This is a genomic window from Malikia granosa (assembly GCF_002980595.1).
GTDB classification, from domain to species: Bacteria; Pseudomonadota; Gammaproteobacteria; order Burkholderiales; family Burkholderiaceae_C; genus Malikia; species Malikia granosa.
Genome location: NZ_PVLQ01000013.1, coordinates 1 through 18399, shown reverse-complemented (window position 1 = coordinate 18399; position 18399 = coordinate 1). Strand labels below are relative to the sequence as shown.

The following is an 18399-nucleotide window of genomic DNA, read 5'->3' as shown; positions in this document are numbered from 1 at the left end:
CTGGCGGCGCCACCGAGCAGCGCCTGCAGGCAGTGACGGCGCGCGCGGTCCAGTTAATGCTCCAGCTTGAGGGTCAGGAAGGCACGGCGCTCGAACTGGTACTGGTACAGGCGGCCGCCAGTCAGGGAGGAGTGGAACTCGGTCTGGTCGCCGTTCAATGCCTGCAGCGTGAGCGCAACCTCGGCCTTGCGTCCGCCCTCGAGCCGCCACGGATGGGCCAGGCGCAGGTCGAGCCGGCGGCTGCTCGGCAGCGTCTGCGCAGTACCGGCCCAGCTCATGGCTTCGCGCTCATGCCACATCAGCGCCAGGTCGATGCCGCGCGGCAGCGACTGCAACCAGGCCAAGGTGCTCGCGCGCGACGGCGGCTGGTTGGTATTGCGGGCCGGATCGGACCAGTCGAGCTGGCTGAAATTCTGCTGCCACTGCAGCTGGGTCCCGCTGCCGGGCGACCAGTTCAGCTGGTACTCGATGCCGCGCAGCGTGAAGGAGGCCAGATTGTCGAACAGCTGCCGGGGAATGTTGGGATTGCCCTTGTTCGCGGCATAGTTCGGGTTGGTGATGACGCCGACCCAGTCGCTGACATGCTCGCGGTAGGCGCGCAGGTCGACGGTCAGATGCCAGGGCCGGAAGCTGCCGAGATAGGAGATCTCGTGGCTCAGCAGCTCCTCGGGCCGGATGTTGCCGCCCAGATAGCCACGCCCCGCCAGCTCGCCGGCCGGCGTGTAGTAATGCATGTCCCCCGCGAGCTCGAGCAGGCTGTTGCTGCGCACCGAGCGGTTGATGCCGAACCGCAGCGTCTGGTCGGGGCCGAGGTGGTGGTTGAGCATCAGGCGCGGCGCCAGGTAGTCGCCGACCCGGCTGTGCTGGCCGGCAAAGAGACCGGCATTGGCGGTCCAGCGCTCGGTCGGGCGCCACTCGAGATGGCCGAAGGCCCGGGTCTCGCGATAGCCCACGCTGTCTGGGGTGTTGTAGTAGGGCAAGGACTCGGCCTGCTCCTGCTTCCAGCCCAGGCCCCAGACCGCGCGCAGATCGCGGCCCAGGCTGTCCGAATGCTGGAACTCGAGGTTGGCGCGCCGGCCCTTGGCACCGTAGTCCAGGATGCAGCGATCGATCGCCGGACGCCCGTTGCGCAGGAAGGCGCAGGGCACGAGCGAGACATCGGTGATCTGCTCGTCCGACAGGTCGGCACTGAGCTGCCATTGCTCGTCGGCCGACAGCTGGCGCTGCCAGCGCCCCTGCAGGTACCAGGCGCGGCGCTCCAGATTGCGCTCGGGGTCGCCCGCGTTGCCGGCCAGGCCACGGCCGGTCAGCAGGTCGCTGGCACCGGCCTTGAGCATCAGGTCGTCGTCGCCACTGGGCCGGATGTCGGCGCGCCAGTCCAGCAGCCGCAGCCGCCGGTCGTCGAAGGCATTGGCATAGCCGTGGTCGGCCTTGGAGCTGGCCGACAGGCGGTAGGCCCGCTGCTCCTCGCCCCAGCCGTGGCTCACGCGGACATCGCGCAAGCCGTCGTTGCCGAGGTTGACGGCCACCTCGCTGCCCTGGGCATCGGAGGCATGGCGGGTGACGATGTTGATGACACCGAACATCGCATTGGCGCCATAGGCCGCCGCGTTGGCGCCGCGCATGACCTCGATGCGCTCGATGTCGTCGGGCGAGACCTCCATCATGCCGTAATGGGTATCGCCGAGGAAGGTCGAGGAATAGACCGAGCGGCCGTCGACCAGCACCAGGTTGCGGATGCCGAACTCGTCGAGCGGCAGGTGATAGGCCGCGACCGGGTTGGCGCCGTTGATGCCGCCGATCAGGTAGCCCGGCACCAGGCGCAACAGCTCGGTCACGTCGCGCGCGCCCCAGCGCCGGATCTGGTCGCGGTCGATCACGGTCATCGAGCCCGGCACGTCGTGCAGCGACTGCCGCAGGCGGCTGGCGGTCAGCACCACCGGGACCTCGGACAGGTAGTCGGCCTCGGTCAGGGACTGGGCGCGGGCCGGGCTGGCCCCCGCCGCCAGCAGCGCCAGCGCCGCCGCCAGCTGCAGCCGGGCAGCGGCCGGTAGGCCCCGGCCGGGAATGACGGTCGAAGCCCGTCGTGTCGAAGGCAGCTCACCCTGGCAGCTGCCGGCATCGGTCCATTCATCTGTCATGGGAGGGATTATCCAGGATCAGTCAGCACCAAGGCGGCAAGCAGCGCCAGCCCCCAGGCATGGAATATCCTCTTAGACTGTCCCCCATTCCATTCACTTCCTCCGATCGAGAGCCGCGACTTGAGCCAGATGATGAAAAAATTCACCGGAACCGAGAACTATGTCGCCACCCAGGACCTGATGCTGGCGGTCAATGCCGCGCTGCAGCTGCGGCGCCCCTTGCTGGTCAAGGGCGAGCCCGGCACCGGCAAGACGCTGCTGGCCGAGGAGGTCTCGGCCGCGCTCGGCATGCCGCTGCTGCAGTGGCACATCAAGTCGACCACCAAGGCGCAGCAAGGCCTGTACGAGTACGACGCGGTCAGCCGGCTGCGCGACAGCCAGCTCAACGATCCGCGCGTGCAGGACATCCGCAACTACATCGTCCAGGGCGTGCTGTGGCAGGCCTTCACGGCCGAGCAGCCGGTCGCGCTGCTGATCGACGAGATCGACAAGGCCGACATCGAGTTCCCGAACGACCTGCTGCGCGAGCTCGACCGGATGGAGTTCTACTGCTACGAGACGCGCGAGCTCGTCAAGGCCAGGCACCGGCCGCTGGTCTTCATCACCTCGAACAACGAGAAGGAGCTGCCCGACGCCTTCCTGCGCCGCTGCTTCTTCCACTACATCAAGTTCCCCGAGGCCGCGACGATGAAGCAAATCGTCGAGGTGCATTTCCCCGGCCTGCGCGACGAGCTGCTGGGCGCGGCGCTGAAGGCCTTCTTCGACATCCGCAGCCTGCCGGGCCTGAAGAAGAAGCCCTCGACCAGCGAGCTGATCGATTGGCTTCGGCTGCTGCTGGCCGAGGAGATCCCGCTGCACCGCCTGCAGGGCGAAGGCCAGCAGATCGCCGTGCCGCCGCTGGTCGGCGCGCTGCTCAAGAACGAGCAGGACATCGCACTGTTCGAGAAGCTGGTCATGATGAACCAGCGCCACCGCTGAGCCAGCCGGCTGCCCCTTTCGCCACCTCGACCCGAAGGCCAGACATGAGCGCGATCACCCACCCCGTCATCCTGGAGGGCCGACACGCCCGCCTGGTGCCGCTGTCGCACGAACACCACGATGACCTGGTCGAGGCGGTCGGCGACGGCGAGCTCTGGCGGCTCTGGTACACCGCGATCCCGACGCCCGCCGGCATGGCGGCCGAGATCGGGCGCCGCCTCGGCCTGCACGCGCGCGGCAGCATGCTGCCGTTCGTGGTGATCGCGACCGAGGGGCGCCATGCGGGCCGCGCGGTCGGCATGACGAGCTACATGAACATCGATGCCGTCAACCGCCGGGTCGAGATCGGCTCGACCTGGTACCGGCAATCGGTCCAGCGCAGCGGCGTCAACAGCTGCTGCAAGCGGCTGCTGCTGGCGCACGCCTTCGACGACCTCGACTGCATCGCGGTCGAGTTCCGCACCCACTGGTTCAACCAGGCCAGCCGGCGCGGCATCGAGCGCCTGGGCGCCAAGCTCGACGGCGTGCTGCGCAACCACCAGATCAACCCGCACCCCGACGCCGCCGGCTCGCTGCGCGATACCTGCGTCTACAGCATCATCGACAGCGAATGGCCGGCGGTGCGCGCCCACCTCGACCACCAGCTCGACAAATACCGGGCCTGAGCCATGCTGATCGACTTCTTCTACTCGCTGCGCGCGGCCAGGCTGCCGGTCTCGGTCAAGGAGCTGCTGACGCTGCTCGAATGCCTGCAGGCCGATGTGGTCGGCCCGCGCTCCGAGGCCTGCTCGCTCGACGACTTCTACTTCCTCGCGCGCACCGTGCTGGTCAAGGACGAGAAGCATTTCGACCGCTTCGACCGCGCCTTTGGCGCCTATTTCCACGGCGTCGAGCAGCGGGTGGACTTGAGCGAGATCCCGGCCGACTGGCTCAAACAGGAGCTCGAGCGCCTGCTGTCAGCCGAGCAGAAGGCCAACGCGCCCAGGCTGGACTGGGACTTGCTGATGGAAACGCTCAAGAAACGGCTCGAGGAGCAGAAGGAAAAGCACGAGGGCGGCAACAAGTGGATCGGCACCGGCGGCACCAGCCCGTTTGGCCATGGCGGCCACAACCCGCAGGGCATCCGCATCGGCGGCCAGAGCAAGAACCGCAGCGCGGTCAAGGTCTGGGAGCAGCGCACCTACCGCGACTACGACGACAGCCAGGAGCTCGGCACGCGCAACATCAAGCTCGCGCTGCGCCGACTGCGCCAGTTCGCGCGCAGCGGCAACGAGCTCGAGCTCGACCTGCCCGGCACCATCCGCGCGACCGCCGCCAACGCCGGCTGGCTCGACCTACGCCTGGTGCCGGAGCGGCACAACAGCGTCAAGGTGCTGCTGCTGCTCGATGTCGGCGGCAGCATGGACGACCATGTCAAGCAGGTCGAGGAGCTGTTCTCGGCCGCCCGGACCGAGTTCAAGCACCTCGAGTTCTTCTACTTCCACAACTGCGTCTACGACCACCTGTGGCGCAACAACCGGCGCCGCCACGGCGAGAAGTTCGACACCTGGGACGTGATCCGCAAGTACCAGCAGGACTACAAGCTGGTCTTCGTCGGCGACGCCACGATGAGCCCGTACGAGATCCTGCAGCCGCACGGCAGCGTCGAGTACGACAACCCCGAGCCCGGCGCCGAATGGCTGCAGCGCCTGACCGACGCCTTCCCGCATTGCGCCTGGATCAACCCGGAGCCGCAGGGCGTCTGGCAGTACCGCCAGAGCGTGGAGATCATCCGCGAGCTGATGGGCAAGCGCATGTACCCGCTGACGCTGCAGGGACTCGAGCAGGCGATGCGCCAGCTCATGAAGTGAGCCTGGCCGGCTGCCGGCAGCGCGCCGGCCGGCCAAGCGTTCGGTTTTCCGAACAGCGCTAGGGGCCAGCGCACGGAGAGCCGAACGACGGCCCGGCGACCGGGAAATTTTATTGATATGAATCAATGACTTAAGTTCATTTTCCCGGGCCTGGCAAGCGGGCACGAAAGCTGCGATTGCAAGGGCAGATCCGGCCCGGACAGGTGTTGACCTGCTGGTGCCGGCCCCCTCGACCACAGCCACCGCCCTGCCCTCCGGGCGGTCAAGGAGTCCCGATGAAAATGAACAAGCTCACGACCTGGATCCTGCTGGCCCTGCTGGCCGGCATCGGCGTCGGCTACCTGTGCCATGAACTGGCGCCCGATGCGGCCGCGGCCAAGGAGATCGCCGGCTATTTCTCGATCCTGACCGACATCTTCCTGCGCATGATCAAGATGATCATCGCGCCGCTGGTGCTGGGCACGCTGGTCGCCGGCCTGGCCGGCATGGGCGACGGCAAGGCGGTCGGCCGCATCGGCGGCAAGGCGCTGGGCTGGTTCCTCGGCGCCTCGCTGTTCTCGCTGCTGATCGGCCTGGTGATGGCCAACCTGCTGCGCCCGGGCGACGCGATCTCGCTGCCGCTGCCCGACGTCAGCGCGACGACCGACCTCAAGACCTCGTCGCTGAACCTGAAGAACTTCATCACCCATGTGTTCCCGAAGAGCATCTTCGAGTCGATGGCCAACAACGAGATCCTGCAGATCCTGATCTTCGCGCTGTTCTTCGGCATCGCGCTGGGCAAGCTGCATGACAAGACCGCGATCGGCCTGGTCAAGACCTGCGAGGAAATCGTCCATGTGATGCTGCAGGTCACCGACTACGTGATGCGCTTCGCGCCGGTCGGCGTGTTCGCCGCGGTCGCCTCGGTCATCACCATCCACGGCCTGGGCGTGCTCGAGGTCTACGGCCGCTACATGGCCTATTTCTACCTGGCGCTGGCGCTGCTGTGGCTGGTGCTGATCACCGCCGGCTACCTGGTACTGGGCAAGGAGGTGTTCCGCCTGATCAAGCTGATCCGCGGCCCGATGCTGATCGGCTTCTCGACCGCGAGCAGCGAGTCGGCCTATCCGAAGCTGATGGAGCAGCTCGAGAAGTTCGGCATCAAGGACCGCATCACCGGCTTCGTGCTGCCGCTGGGCTACTCGTTCAACCTCGACGGCTCGATGCTCAACACCGCTTTCGTCTCGATCTTCATCGCCCAGGCCTACGGCATCGAGATGTCGATCGGCCAGCAGATCACGATGCTGCTGGTGCTGATGGTCTCGTCCAAGGGCATCGCCGGCGTGCCGCGCGCCTCGCTGGTGGTGATCGCCGCCGTGCTGCCGATGTTCAACCTGCCCGAGGCCGGCCTGCTGCTGATCCTGGGCATCGACCATTTCCTCGACATGGCGCGCACCGTGACCAACGTGCTGGGCAACTCGATCGCCACCGCCGTGGTCGCCAAGTGGGAGAACGCGATCGTGCCGGTCAGCGCCGAGCTGGCCGAGTCCGACGAGGTGCTGCCGCTGCCCGCCGAGCCGGCGGTCGCCAGGGCCTGATCCCCGGGCCAGACCAGCAGCCAGATGACGACCCTGTTCCTCAAGTGCCTGCTGGGGGCGCTGGCGGTGCTGCTGATCGCCTGGTGCTCGAAGAGCCGGCATTTCTTCATCGCCGGCCTGGTGCCGCTGTTCCCGACCTTCGCGCTGATCGCCCACGCCATGGTCGGCAGCGAGCGCGGCCCGGCCGCGCTGCGCCAGACGGCCTTGTTCGGCCTCTGCGCCCTGCTACCCTATGCGGTCTACCTGCTGGTCGTGTTCTGGCTCAGCCTGCGCCTGGGTCTGGGTGCCACGCTGGCAGCGGCTACCCTGGCCTGGACCCTGAGCGCTGGCGCCTTGCTGCTAGGCTGGCAGCACTGGGCGACCTAGCCCCCCAAAAGCCCACTATCTCATGATGGAATTCAACTGGTTCTTGCTCGCTGGCGCCGCCTTCTTCGCCGGCATGGTCGATGCCGTGGTCGGCGGCGGCGGTCTGATCCAGATCCCGGTGCTGCTGTCGCAGTTTCCCCAGACCGCGATCCCGACCCTGTTCGGCACCAACAAGCTCTCGAGCCTGGCGGGCACCGCATCCTCGCTCTGGCGCTATGCGCGCACCGTCTCGATTCCCTGGGCCGTGGTGCTGCCCGCCACGCTGGCGGCGCTGCTGGGCGCCTGGCTCGGCGCCGCGGTCACGGCCTGGCTGCCGCGCGAGGCGATGCGCCCGCTGGTGCTGGTCATGATGCTGGCGGTCGCGCTCTACACCTTCTGGCGCAAGGACTTCGGCCATGTCGAGGCGCGCGCGCTGGTGCCGGCCGACCGCTGGCGCGCCGCCCTGCTCGGCCTGGTGATCGGCTTCTACGACGGCTTCTTCGGCCCAGGCACCGGCAGCTTCCTGATCTTCGGCTTCGTGCGCCTGTTCGGCATGGACTTCATCCGGGCCTCGGCCAGCGCCAAGGTCATCAATGCCGCGACCAATGTCTCGGCGATCGCCTTCTTCGCCAGCCACGGCCCCATCCTGTGGCTGGTCGCGCTGGTGATGGCGGTCTGCAACCTGGCCGGTGCCCAGGTCGGCACCGCGCTGGCGCTGCGCCGCGGCGCGGGCTTCGTGCGCCAGGCCTTCTTGCTGGTGGTGACGGTGCTGATCGGCAAGCTGGCCTGGGACATGCTGGGCGGCTGAGGCGCCGCCGGCACATTCGGAAAACCGAACACCCATGCCCCCGCGCCAGAAGCTGCTGCACCTGTGCGTCCTGCTGCTGGCCTTTGCCGGCCTGATCGCGGGCACCAGCCTGCTGGCCTACCGGCTCAGCCTGGCGATGGGGCTGGCGGAACTGCAGGTGACCGGGCGGCACCGGCTCGACCTCTACGCCAGCAGCCTGGAGCGCGAGATCGACAAGTACGCCTACTTCTCGACCACGCTCGGGCTCGAGCGCGACGTGCTGCAGCTGCTGGTCAGCCCGCAGCCGGCGCTGGCCGACCAGGTCAACCGCTACCTGGAGCAGCTCAACGAGCGCGCCGGCACGCTGGCGATCTATGTGCTCGACGCGCGCGGCCTGGTCGTGGCCAGCAGCAACTGGCGCCGGCCCGACAGCTACCTCGGCGAGGACCTGTCGTTCCGGCCCTATTTCCGCCAGGCGCTCGAGACCGGCAGCGGGCGCATCTTCGGCATCGGCACCACGCGCGGCGAGCCGGGCTACTACCTGGCCTCGGCGCTGGGCGGCGCCCAGGGCACGCTCGGCGTCGCGGTGGTCAAGGTCGGGCTGCAGCAGCTCGAGCAGTCCTGGGCCACGGTCGAGGCACCGGCGCTGGTAGCGGACGAGAACGGCGTGGTGATCCTGGCCTCGGTGCCGGACTGGAAGTTCACCACCTTGCAGCCGCTCGATCCGGCGACCCGGCTTGCCTTCGACCAGACCCAGCAATACAACCGGCGCGCGCTGGCGCCGCTAGGCGTGGTCGAGCTCGAGCGGCTCGAGCATGGGGCGCGGCTGGTGCGCCTGCCCCGGGTCGGACCGGAGCGGGTCTCGATGTTCCCGGTCGCGGGCAAGTTCCTGGCCCAGACCCAGGCCCTGCCCGGCACGCCCTGGAACATCACCGTGTTCTCGCAGCAGGAAGAAGTGCGCGGCATGGCGGCCAGCCGCGCCACGCTGGCCGGCGTCGGCGCGGCCTTCCTGTGCATCCTGGCGCTGATGCTCAACGAACGGCGGCGCCACCTGAAGGACCGGCTGGCGGCGCGCGAGGCGCTGCAGCAGGCGCATGACGAGCTCGAGCGCAAGGTGGCCGAGCGCACCGCCGACCTGTCGGCGGCCAACTTGCAGCTGCAGGCCGAGGTGGCCGAGCGCACCCGGGCCGAGCGCACCCTGCGCGCGGCGCAGGACGAGCTGGTGCAGGCCGGCAAGCTGGCAGTGATCGGCCAGCTCGCGACCGGCATCGCGCACGAGCTGAATCAGCCGCTGGCCGCGCTGCGCACGCTGTCGGGCAATGCGCGCAAGTTCCTGGCGCGCGGCGACCAGCCGACCGCCGACGGCAACCTGGCGCGCATCGCCGAGCTGGTCGACCGCATGGGCCGGCTGACGGGCCAGCTCAAGTCCTTCGCGCGCAAGTCCTCGGGCCGGCCGCAGGCGGTGCCGCTGCGGCGCGCGATCGACAACGCGCTGTTCCTGCTCGAGCCACGCTGCCAGCGCGCCGGGGTGGTGATCGACATCGAGCTGGCGCCGCCCGAGCTGCAGGCCTGGTGCGATGCCAACCGGCTCGAGCAGGTGCTGGTCAACCTGGTCGGCAATGCGCTCGATGCGATGGCAGGCCAGCCGACGCCCAGGCTGGACATCAGCGCCGGGCAGCGCGGCGAGCGGATCGAGCTGCAGGTGCGCGACCGCGGGCCCGGCCTGGCCGACGAGGCGCGCAGCCATCTGTTCGAGCCCTTCTTCACCACCAAGGAGGCCGGCAGCGGCCTCGGGCTCGGGCTGGCGATCTCGGCCGGCATCGTGGCCGACTTCGGCGGCAGCCTGAGCGGCGACAATCACCCCGAGGGCGGAGCCGTTTTCACCCTGGACCTGCCCATTGCCCCGGAGCCCGGACATGAATGACCCCTTGCAAGTGCTGCTGGTCGAGGACGACCCCGATGTGCGGCTGGGCTGCGAGCAGGCCTTGCAGCTCGAGGACATCGCGGTCTGCGGCGTGGCCAGCGCGGAACAGGCGCAGCGCCGCGTCGGGCCTGACTTTGCCGGCGTGGTGGTCAGCGACATCCGGCTGCCGGGCATGGACGGCATGGCCCTGCTCAAGGCCTTGCGCCAGGTCGATCCCGAGCTGCCGGTGGTGCTGATCACCGGACACGGCGATGTGTCGCTGGCGGTGCAGGCGATGAAGGACGGCGCGCACGACTTCATCGAGAAGCCGTTCTCGCCCGACCTGCTGGTCGAGGTGGTGCGCCGGGCGCTGGACAAGCGCCGCCTGACGCTGGAATTGCGCCAGCTGAAAGCCAGGCTGGACAGCCGCGACCGGCTCGAGGCCCAGCTGATCGGGCGCTCGCCCGCGATGGCGCAGGTGCGCCAGCTGGTGGCGGACCTGGGCAACAGCGCGGCCGACATCCTGATCCAGGGCGAGACCGGCAGCGGCAAGGAACTGGTGGCGCGCTGCCTGCACGAGGCCGGCCCGCGGCGCAAGGGCAATTTCGTCGCCATCAACTGCGGCGGCCTGCCCGAGTCCCTGTTCGAGAGCGAGATCTTCGGCCACGAGGCCGGCGCCTACACCGGGGCCGGCAAGCGCCGCATCGGCAAGATCGAGCACGCCAGCGGCGGCACCCTGTTCCTTGACGAGATCGAGTCGATGCCGATCGCGCTGCAGATCAAGCTGTTGCGCGTGCTGCAGGAGCGCTGCCTGGAGCGGCTGGGCTCCAACACCCTGATCCCGGTCGATTGCCGGGTGGTGGCCGCGACCAAGGCCGACTTGAAGGCGCTGTCGGACCAGGGCCGCTTTCGCGCCGACCTCTATTACCGGCTCAGCGTCGTCACGCTGGCGCTGCCGCCGCTGCGCGAGCGGCGCGAGGACATCCCGCTGCTGTTCGAGCATTTCCTGCTGCAGGCGGCCGCGCGCCACCAGCGCCCGCTGCCCGCGGCCGATCCGGCGCGCCAGGCCCGGCTGCTGGCCTACGACTGGCCGGGCAATGTGCGCGAGCTGCGCAACGTGGCCGACCGCTGCGTGCTCGGCATCGCGGCCGGCGCGCCGCCCTTCGGCGACTTGCAGCCCGCCGGCCCGCGGCCGCTGGCCGCGACGGTGGAGGACTTCGAGCGCGCGCTGATCGCCGAGGCGCTGGGCCGCCATGGCGGCAGCCTGGCGCGCACCGCCGAGGCGCTCGGCATGGCCAAGACCACGCTGCACGACAAGATCCGCAAATACCGGCTGGCCCAGCCGGACTGAGCCCGGAGCAGCCGGCTCACCGATCAGCGGGTCGCCAAGCCTGGGGCGGGCTGTTAAATTCACAGCCTCAGCACCCGAAGGACCCCATGCTTGTCGCGAATCCCGAGCCGGCCGGTGCCCGACGACCGGCCGCCGCTCGTCCCCTGCCGCCATGACGCCCCGCACCAGGCCCGCCTTGCGCATCCTGCCCGCCCCGATCAGGTCGCGCCGCTGGCCGGCGCTGGCCGGCGCGCTGCTGCTCGCCAGCCTGGCCGCTGCGGGCAGCGCCTGGGCGCAGGCGCCAGAAAGCTCGCCGGCAGCGGAAGCAGCGGCCAGTAGCGGCGAGAAGCCGGCCAGCGCGGCCGCAGCGGCGCGCGAGCCGTTCCGGATCGAGCTGATCGCACCCGCGCCGCTCGACGAATGGCTGCTGCGCCATGCCGAGCTGGAGCGGCTGCGCAGCCTGCCCGATCTCGGCGAGACCGAACTCGAGCGCCTGCTGCTGACCGCACCGGCCGACCTGCGCCAGCTGCTGGCCAGCCAGGGCTATTTCTCGCCGCGGATCGCGATCGAGCGTCGCACGGCCGCGGACGCGATCCCGCTGCTGCGGATCGAGGTCGAACCCGGACCGCTGGCACAGGTCGCCGACTGGCAGATCCTGCTGACCGGCCCGATCCAGGACGACCCGGCCGCAGCCAGCCAGCGCGCGGCCCTGCTGCAAGGCTGGACGCTGACCGAGGGCCGGGTCTTCACCCAGCAGGACTGGGACGCTGCCAAGCAGGCCGCGCTGCGCGCGCTGAGCGGGCTGCGCTACCCCGAGGCACGCATCACGCACAGCCTGGCCGACATCGACCCGCAACAGCACCAGGCCCATCTGCGGCTCGAGCTCGACTCCGGCCCGGCCTACCGCTTCGGCCCGCTGCAGGTGCAGGGCAGCGAGCGCTACCAGCCCGAAACCATCCATCGCCTGGTGCGGCTGGCCGGGGTCGCGCCGGGACTGGACTACGACGAGCGCCTGCTGCAGGCCGCGCAGCAGCGCCTGCTCGACAGCGGTGACTTCGAGTCGGCCTTCGTGCGACTCGACACCAGCGCCGACCCCGAGGCAGCACCGGTGCAAGCCAGCGTGCGCGAGGCCAAGCAGCAGAAGCTGGTGATCGGCGTCGGTGCCAGCACCGACAGCGGCGCCCGCCTCAGCCTCGAGCACCTGCACCGGCGCGTCCCGGGGCTGGACTGGCGCGCCGCCACCAAGCTGCAGCTCGAGCGCGATACCCGGACGCTGAACGAGGCGCTCGACTCGCCGATCGACGAGCACGGCTGGCGCTGGAACCTGGCCGGGCAGCTGCAGCGCCAGCAGGACGGTCCGCTCGTGACCTCGAGCCAGCAGCTGCGCGCCGGGCGCTCGCAGGGCGGACGCCAGCTCGAGCGTCAGCTCTATGCCCAGTATGACCGCGCCCGTACCCAGGACCCGGCGCTGGCGGTGCAGGACGATGCAGCGGCCTCGCTGAGTGCGCATTACGGCTGGACCCGGCGCGCCTTCGACGACCTCTACAACCCGACGCGCGGCCAGGGCCTGGCGCTCGAGCTCGGCGCCGGCCTGACGCTGGCGCAGCACCAGCCCTATCTGCGCGCGCGGGCGCGCTGGCAGGCCTATCTGCCGGCCTTCGAGGGCAGCGAGCGGCCCAGCCGCTGGGCGCTGCGGCTCGAGGGCGGATCGGTCTGGAGCCGCGACGGCGACAGCGTGCCGGCAACCCAGCGCTTCCTCGCCGGGGGCGAAGGCAGCGTGCGCGGCTACGGCCTGCGCGAGATCGGCGTGCCGCGCACGCAAGGCGGGGTCGACCCGGGCTTGCTGCTGACGATTGCCAGCGTCGAGTGGCAGCGCCCGGTCTGGATCGACGGCCGGCGCAGCGACTGGGAAACCGCCTTGTTCGTCGATGCCGGCGCGGTCGCCAACCACGGCCGCGCGCTCAGCCCGCAGGTCGGCCTGGGCGTGGGGCTGCGCTACCGCAGCCCGGTCGGCCCGCTGCAGGTGGACCTGGCCTACGGCGTCGAGCGCCAGGCGCTGCGGCTGCACATGAGCGTGGGATTCGCATTTTGAGCCCGACCCCAGCCCCCGCCCCGCCCCAAGCTGCCGCCCACCGCCATGGCTGGGCGCGAGCGCTCGCGCGGCTGGCCTCCGGCCTGGCCTGGCTGTGCGGCACCGCGCTGGCACTGGTCGCCGCGCTGCTGCTGTCGGTCTGGCTCTGGAGCGGCCACACGCGCTCGCTGCCGCTGACGCTGGACTGGCTGCAGGCCTGGCTCAAGGGGCCCGACAGCGCGGGCCCGCTGCTGGTGCGCGACGCCAACGGCAGCCTGCGCGAGGGCGGCCGCATCGGCTATCTGCGCTGGCAGCGCGACGGGCTCGAGATCGAGCTCGAGGACCTGCAGCTGCGCTGGCCAGCCAGCCTCTGGCCCGACCTGCTGCTGCGGCGCGAGCTGCGGCTCGATCCGCTGCAGCTGGCCCGGTTGCGCCTGCGCGACGACAGTCCGCCCAGCACCGAGCGCCAGCCGCCGTCCGACCTGCGGCTGCCCTGGCTGGAATCGGTCCAGCTGCCGCTGCGGGTCGGGGCGATCGCGATCGAGGGCAGTACCAGGCTGGCACTCGGGCCGCTGCTGGCCGACTACCGTTACCGCCACGGACCGGACGGCGGCCTGCAGCACGAGCTGCAACTGCAGCAGCTGCACTGGGCCCAGGGGCAGTACCAGCTGCAGGCCCGGCTGCAGGCGAGCGCGCCGCTGCAGCTCGACGTCCAGCTGCAAGGCCTGGCACAGGCCAGCCTGCCTGGCGGGCGCCGCCAGTCGCTGTCGGCCCGCGCCAGCCTGAGCGGACCGCTGGCGGGCCAGGATGCCAGGCTTGCGCTCGAGGCCAGCGTGAACCCGAGCCCTTCGGCGCGGAGCCGCGACCGCTCAGGTTCGGGTTCAGGCGCGACGCTGCAGGCCAGCGCCACGATCGCGCCCTGGGCGACCTTGCCGCTACCCGCCGCCGAGCTCGAGCTGCGCGAGATCGACCTGGCCGCCTTCTGGCCGCAGGCACCGCGCACCCACCTGCAGGGCCGCTGGCAAGCCAGCAGCCAGCCGGCCAGCGCGCAATCCCAGACCGAAGGCCCGCACTGGCAACTGGACGGCGAACTGCGCAACCGCGCCGCCGGTCCCTGGCAGCGCGGCGCCTTGCCGCTCGAGCAGCTGCGCGCCGCGCTGGCCTTCTCAAACGGGATCTGGCAGCTGCAGGCCCTGGACGCCCGGCTGATCGACCAGGGCCGGCTGCAGGCCACCGGCAGCTGGAACGGCCAGCGCGCCGAGCTGCGCCAGGCCGAACTCAGGCTGGCCGATGCCAGCGCCAAGGCCAGCGGCAGCCTGGTCCTGGACAAGCGTCTGCTCGACGGCAGCATGAGCCTGGGCCTGCCAGGCGCCCAGGCCAGCGCCCGAGCAAACGCGCCAGGCGGCCAGCTGCAGCTGGCGCTGGCCGATGCCCAGCAGCTGCAGCGCTGGGTCAACGGTCCGCTCAGGCGCTGGCTGCCTGCCGGCATCGGCCCCGAGCAGCTGCCCGAACCCTGGCGCAGCGCGCTCTGGCGCGGACAGGCCAGCGTCGATGCCGGCTGGACCGGGCCGCTGCAGCTGGACCGGCTGCCGCAGGACTGGAATGCCAGGCTGCAGGCGCCGCAGCTCCAGGTCCAGTGGCCGGCCTCGAGCGAGCGCGCAGCGCTGCAGTTCACGGACTGGCAGCTGGCGCTCGCCGGCCGCAACCAGGCCCTGAGCCTGGACCTGGCAGGCCATGCCGCGAGCGCTGGCTGGAGCGCCAGCAGCCGGCTGCGCGCCAGCGGCCAGTTCGGCCAGGAGCGCCAGGGCCCAGTGGCCGACATCCGTCTCGAGCAGGCCGAACTGCAGCTCGCGGACGCGACCCGCCAGCTAGCAGGCCGGCTCACGGGCCCGGGCTCCACCGCGCTGCGCTGGGACGCCACGGGCCTGACGGCAGCACCGGGCAAGATCAACCTCGCGCTGTCGGCGCGGGACGGCAAGGCGGCGCGTCCGCCGGCCGAGCTCGCCTGGGACAGCCTGCGCTGGTCGAACGGCCGGCTCGAGTCGCGCGGTCGCGCCAGCGGGCTGGCGCTGGGCTGGCTCGATACCCTGCTGGTCAGCCCGGCGGCGCCGCGCGGGCCGCTGGCGCAGGCCGGACTCAGCGGCGAACTGGCGCTGCAGGGCAGCTGGGACCTGAGCCTGCCGCTGCAGCCCACGGGCAAGGCCGACCAAGCCGCCCGGGCCAGGATAGAGCTGGCCCGCAGCGGCGGCGACCTGAGCCTGCTGCTGCCCGACGCTGGCAGCGGCAAGCCGCAGCCGGTCGGACTCGAGCAGGTCCTGGCCAGCGTGACGCTGGAAGGCGCGCAGCTGCAGGGCCGGCTGCGCTGGAACAGCCGGCTGGCCGGCCGGCTCGACGCCGAGCTCGGCAGCCAGCTCGCCGCGCCCTCGGCGACGCTGCCGCAATGGAGCTGGCCGGCCGAGGCCGCGCTGGCGGGCCGGGTCCAGGCCGAGCTGCCCCAGTTCGGCCTCTGGTCCAGCCTGCTGCCGCCGGGCTGGCGCCTGCGCGGCAGCCTGCAGGCCGACGCCAGGCTCGGCGGCAGCCGGCGCCAGCCCGAATGGCATGGCCAGCTGCAGGTCAAGGAGCTGGCGCTGCGCTCGCTGGTCGACGGCATCGACTTCAGCGGCGGGGAACTGCGCGCCACCCTGGCCGGCGACCAGCTCAACTTCGACAGCCTGAAGCTGCGCGGCGCCGGAGGCGACAAGGGCGGCCTGCTGCTCGGCAGCGGTTCGCTGCGCTGGAGCCGCCCCGACACCCCGGCCGGCCAGGCCATCGCGCCACTGCTGCCGGTCATGACGCTGGACCTGCAGGCCAGGCAGCTGCGGCTGCTCGCGCGCGCCGACCGCCGACTCACGCTGTCGGGCCGGCTGGCGGTACGGATGGACGAGAAGCTGCTCGACGCCACGGGCCGGCTGCAGGCCGACCAGGCCTTGTTCACCCTGCCCGACGAGAACCGGCCGACCCTGGGCGAGGATGTGGTCGTGCGCGGCCAGGGCCAAGCAACTGCGCCGGCCGAGCCGGGCGCATCGGCCCCGTCCAAGCCGATCAGGCTGCGGCTCGAGCTCGCGCTTGGCGACGACTTCCAGCTGCGCGGCCAGGGACTGGACAGCCGGCTCAAGGGCGAACTGCTGCTGAGCCTGGACCCCGGCCAGGCTGCGCCCCAGATCACCGGCCAGGTCAGGACCGAGCGCGGCCAGTTCCGCGCCTGGGGCCAGCGGCTCGAGATCGAGACCGGACTGATCAACTTCAACGGCCCCTACGACAACCCGACGCTCGACATCCTGGCGCTGCGACCGCTGGCGGACCAGCGCGTCGGCGTCCAGCTCAGCGGCACCGCGCTGGCACCGCGCCTGCGCCTGTATGCCGACCCCGACCTGCCCGAAAGCGAGAAGCTGGCCTGGCTGGTGCTGGGCCGACCGGCCGGCGGCACCGGGGCCGAAACCGCGCTGCTGCAGCAGGCGGCACTGGCCCTGCTGAGCGGGCGCGGCCGGGCCAATGACGGCGGCTTCCAGCGCGCGCTCGGGCTCGACGAGCTGTCGTTCCGGGGCGAGACGCAGAAGGCCGACGGCAGCACCCATGCCGCCGCGCTCACGCTGGGCAAGCGGATCTCGCGCCAGCTCTACCTGAGCTACTCGCGCAGCGTGGTCGGCACCACCGGCACCGTCGCCATCCTGTACGACCTGGCGCGCCACCTGACGCTGCGGGCCCAGGCCGGCGACGACAACGCGGTCGAGCTGCTCTACACCCGCCAATACGACGGCAAGCGCGCAGCTTCCAGCCCCGGCAAGGCAAAACCGGCCGATGGCGCCGCTACAATGCGAGGGTCCTCTCCGTAGTTCAATGGATAGAACGGCCGCCTCCTAAGCGGCAAATACAGGTTCGATTCCTGTCGGAGGGACCATCTGAGCATCTCAGACGGTCTCACAACATCGCATAACCCGCTGATTCCACTAGGACAGCGGGTTTTTTCTTGTCTCACGCCGTATCATTGGCCGCCACGACATCCCAACATTCTGACGGTACCTTTGACGGTATCTGCCTGGATACCGCCGCCCCTGGGCCGTGAGATACCGTCAGCCCCACCAGGACCGAGCATGGCGCTTACAGACACCTTCGTCCGGCAGGTCAAGCCCAGCGGCAAGACGGCCGGCGACAAATACACCGACGGCGATGGCATGTACCTGCTGGTCAAGCCAGCCGGCAAGTATTGGCGCATGGACTACAGACTGCACGGCAGCCGCAAGACGCTTGCCATCGGCGTCTATCCGGCCGTGTCAGTCGCCCAGGCGCGCAAGCGGCGCACCGAGGCCCGCGAGCAACTGGCCCAGGGCATAGACCCCAGCACGGCCAAGCGGGAGGCCCAGCACGCCGAGAAGGTCGCCGCAGCCAACACCTACGAAACCGTCGCGCGCGAGTTCCACCAGGTCAAGGCCCACGGCTGGAGCGAGAGCTACGCGGCGAAGTGGCTGCGCCTGCAGGAGCTGTACCTCTTCCCGGCCATCGGCAAGCTGGCCCTCGAAAAGATCAAGCCGCCGATCCTGCTGAAGGCGCTGCGCAAGGTCGAGGACAAGGGCATCCTGAGCACGGCCGAGGATCTGCAGCAAGGCGCCGGGCAGGTTTTCCGCTACGGCGTACAGACCGGGCGCTGCGAGCGCGACATCGCGGCCGACCTGCGCGGCGCGCTCAAGCCCCATGTGACCCGGCATTTCGCCGCCGTGGTTGATCCGGTGCAGGCCGGCGAGCTGCTGCGCGCCATCGACGGCTACGGCGGATCGCCAGTCACCCGAGCTGCGCTGCAACTGGCCGCGCTGATCTTCCAGCGGCCTGCCAACATCCGGTCCATGCAGTGGGAGTGGGTCAACCTAGACCAGGCGATGGTGACGGTCCCGCCGAAAGAGATGAAGCTGAAGAAGTCGGACAAGCTCAACGGCAAGCCGCACCTGATCCCGCTGGCGACCCAGGCGGTCGAGATCCTGCGCGAACTGCAGCCCTTGACCGGCCGCAGCGCCTTTGTGTTCCCAGGCGCTCGGTCCCTGGCCCGGCCCATGTCCAACAACACCATGAACGCGGCGCTCAAGCGGCTCGACTTCGGCACCGATGACCATGTAAGCCACGGCTTCCGCGCCATGGCAAGAACCATGATCGCCGAGCGCCTGCACGGCGTTCCTGAAGCGCTGGTAGAGGCCCAGCTAGGCCACGGCAAGAGCGGCCCGCTGGGCAGTGCCTACGACCGCGCCGAGTACCTGGAACAGCGTCGGCTGATGATGCAGACTTGGGCCGACTACCTGGACAAGCTGCGGCAGGGTGCCGAGGTGATACCGATGAGGGCTTGAAAATGACACTGGATTTAAGCAACGCATAGGCTTTGTTGCGCAATTCAA

General features: G+C 70.2%; 12 protein-coding genes and 1 tRNA gene. 12 read left to right on the top strand and 1 reads right to left on the bottom strand.

Annotated features, from left to right (window positions below; translation table 11 throughout):
* Nucleotides 1–53: 53 nt before the first annotated feature.
* The gene (locus C6P64_RS04765) at nt 54–2141 is read right to left on the bottom strand and encodes a TonB-dependent receptor plug domain-containing protein (RefSeq protein WP_105747447.1); all 2088 of its coding nucleotides are present in this window, start codon (nt 2139–2141) and stop codon (nt 54–56) included.
* 129 nt (nt 2142–2270) lie between these two features.
* Between C6P64_RS04765 and C6P64_RS04760 the strand changes: the two genes are divergently transcribed.
* The 12 genes from C6P64_RS04760 (at nt 2271) to C6P64_RS04700 (ending at nt 18351) form a co-directional block, all read left to right on the top strand.
* Nucleotides 2271–3119, top strand: coding sequence for an AAA family ATPase (locus C6P64_RS04760; RefSeq protein WP_211296796.1), 849 nt, complete (start codon nt 2271–2273; stop codon nt 3117–3119).
* 44 nt (nt 3120–3163) lie between these two features.
* Entirely contained in the window at nt 3164–3784 is a 621-nt protein-coding gene (locus C6P64_RS04755; RefSeq protein ID WP_105747446.1) for a GNAT family N-acetyltransferase, read from the top strand.
* 3 nt (nt 3785–3787) lie between these two features.
* Nucleotides 3788–4969, top strand: a complete 1182-nt coding sequence (locus tag C6P64_RS04750; RefSeq protein ID WP_105747445.1) for a vWA domain-containing protein — start codon at nt 3788–3790, stop codon at nt 4967–4969.
* 275 nt (nt 4970–5244) lie between these two features.
* Entirely contained in the window at nt 5245–6546 is a 1302-nt protein-coding gene (locus C6P64_RS04745) for a dicarboxylate/amino acid:cation symporter (RefSeq protein ID WP_105747444.1), read from the top strand.
* 24 nt (nt 6547–6570) lie between these two features.
* Nucleotides 6571–6912 (top strand): GlpM family protein, encoded by a 342-nt coding sequence (locus C6P64_RS04740; protein ID WP_105747443.1) that lies wholly within the window; start codon nt 6571–6573, stop codon nt 6910–6912.
* A gap of 22 nt (nt 6913–6934) precedes the next feature.
* The gene (locus C6P64_RS04735) at nt 6935–7699 is read left to right on the top strand and encodes a sulfite exporter TauE/SafE family protein (RefSeq protein ID WP_211296795.1); all 765 of its coding nucleotides are present in this window, start codon (nt 6935–6937) and stop codon (nt 7697–7699) included.
* 34 nt (nt 7700–7733) lie between these two features.
* Entirely contained in the window at nt 7734–9602 is a 1869-nt protein-coding gene (locus C6P64_RS04730) for a sensor histidine kinase (RefSeq protein WP_105747441.1), read from the top strand.
* On the top strand, nt 9595–10932 hold the full coding sequence (locus tag C6P64_RS04725; RefSeq protein ID WP_105747440.1) for a sigma-54-dependent transcriptional regulator: 1338 nt from the start codon (nt 9595–9597) through the stop codon (nt 10930–10932). The genes C6P64_RS04730 and C6P64_RS04725 overlap by 8 nt, the downstream gene beginning before the upstream one ends.
* Before the next feature lie 151 nt (nt 10933–11083).
* Nucleotides 11084–13003, top strand: a complete 1920-nt coding sequence (locus C6P64_RS04720) for an autotransporter assembly complex protein TamA (RefSeq protein ID WP_170073041.1) — start codon at nt 11084–11086, stop codon at nt 13001–13003.
* Nucleotides 13000–16854 (top strand): translocation/assembly module TamB domain-containing protein, encoded by a 3855-nt coding sequence (locus tag C6P64_RS18150; RefSeq protein WP_170073040.1) that lies wholly within the window; start codon nt 13000–13002, stop codon nt 16852–16854. Before C6P64_RS04720 ends, C6P64_RS18150 begins: the two co-directional genes overlap by 4 nt.
* A tRNA-Arg gene (locus C6P64_RS04705) sits at nt 16845–16919 on the top strand. Before C6P64_RS18150 ends, C6P64_RS04705 begins: the two co-directional genes overlap by 10 nt.
* A gap of 193 nt (nt 16920–17112) precedes the next feature.
* Complete coding sequence (locus C6P64_RS04700; protein WP_105747438.1) at nt 17113–18351, top strand: tyrosine-type recombinase/integrase; 1239 nt, start codon at nt 17113–17115, stop codon at nt 18349–18351.
* Nucleotides 18352–18399: the final 48 nt, after the last annotated feature.

Bases quoted from the DNA above. Each gene is read 5' to 3' on its own strand.
- C6P64_RS04765 (WP_105747447.1), bottom strand. From the start codon at position 2,141: ATGACAGATGAATGGACCGATGCCGGCAGCTGCCAGGGTGAGCTGCCT.
- C6P64_RS04760 (WP_211296796.1), top strand. From the start codon at position 2,271: ATGATGAAAAAATTCACCGGAACCGAGAACTATGTCGCCACCCAGGAC.
- C6P64_RS04755 (WP_105747446.1), top strand. From the start codon at position 3,164: ATGAGCGCGATCACCCACCCCGTCATCCTGGAGGGCCGACACGCCCGC.
- C6P64_RS04750 (WP_105747445.1), top strand. From the start codon at position 3,788: ATGCTGATCGACTTCTTCTACTCGCTGCGCGCGGCCAGGCTGCCGGTC.
- C6P64_RS04745 (WP_105747444.1), top strand. From the start codon at position 5,245: ATGAAAATGAACAAGCTCACGACCTGGATCCTGCTGGCCCTGCTGGCC.
- C6P64_RS04740 (WP_105747443.1), top strand. From the start codon at position 6,571: ATGACGACCCTGTTCCTCAAGTGCCTGCTGGGGGCGCTGGCGGTGCTG.
- C6P64_RS04735 (WP_211296795.1), top strand. From the start codon at position 6,935: ATGATGGAATTCAACTGGTTCTTGCTCGCTGGCGCCGCCTTCTTCGCC.
- C6P64_RS04730 (WP_105747441.1), top strand. From the start codon at position 7,734: ATGCCCCCGCGCCAGAAGCTGCTGCACCTGTGCGTCCTGCTGCTGGCC.
- C6P64_RS04725 (WP_105747440.1), top strand. From the start codon at position 9,595: ATGAATGACCCCTTGCAAGTGCTGCTGGTCGAGGACGACCCCGATGTG.
- C6P64_RS04720 (WP_170073041.1), top strand. From the start codon at position 11,084: ATGACGCCCCGCACCAGGCCCGCCTTGCGCATCCTGCCCGCCCCGATC.
- C6P64_RS04700 (WP_105747438.1), top strand. From the start codon at position 17,113: ATGGCGCTTACAGACACCTTCGTCCGGCAGGTCAAGCCCAGCGGCAAG.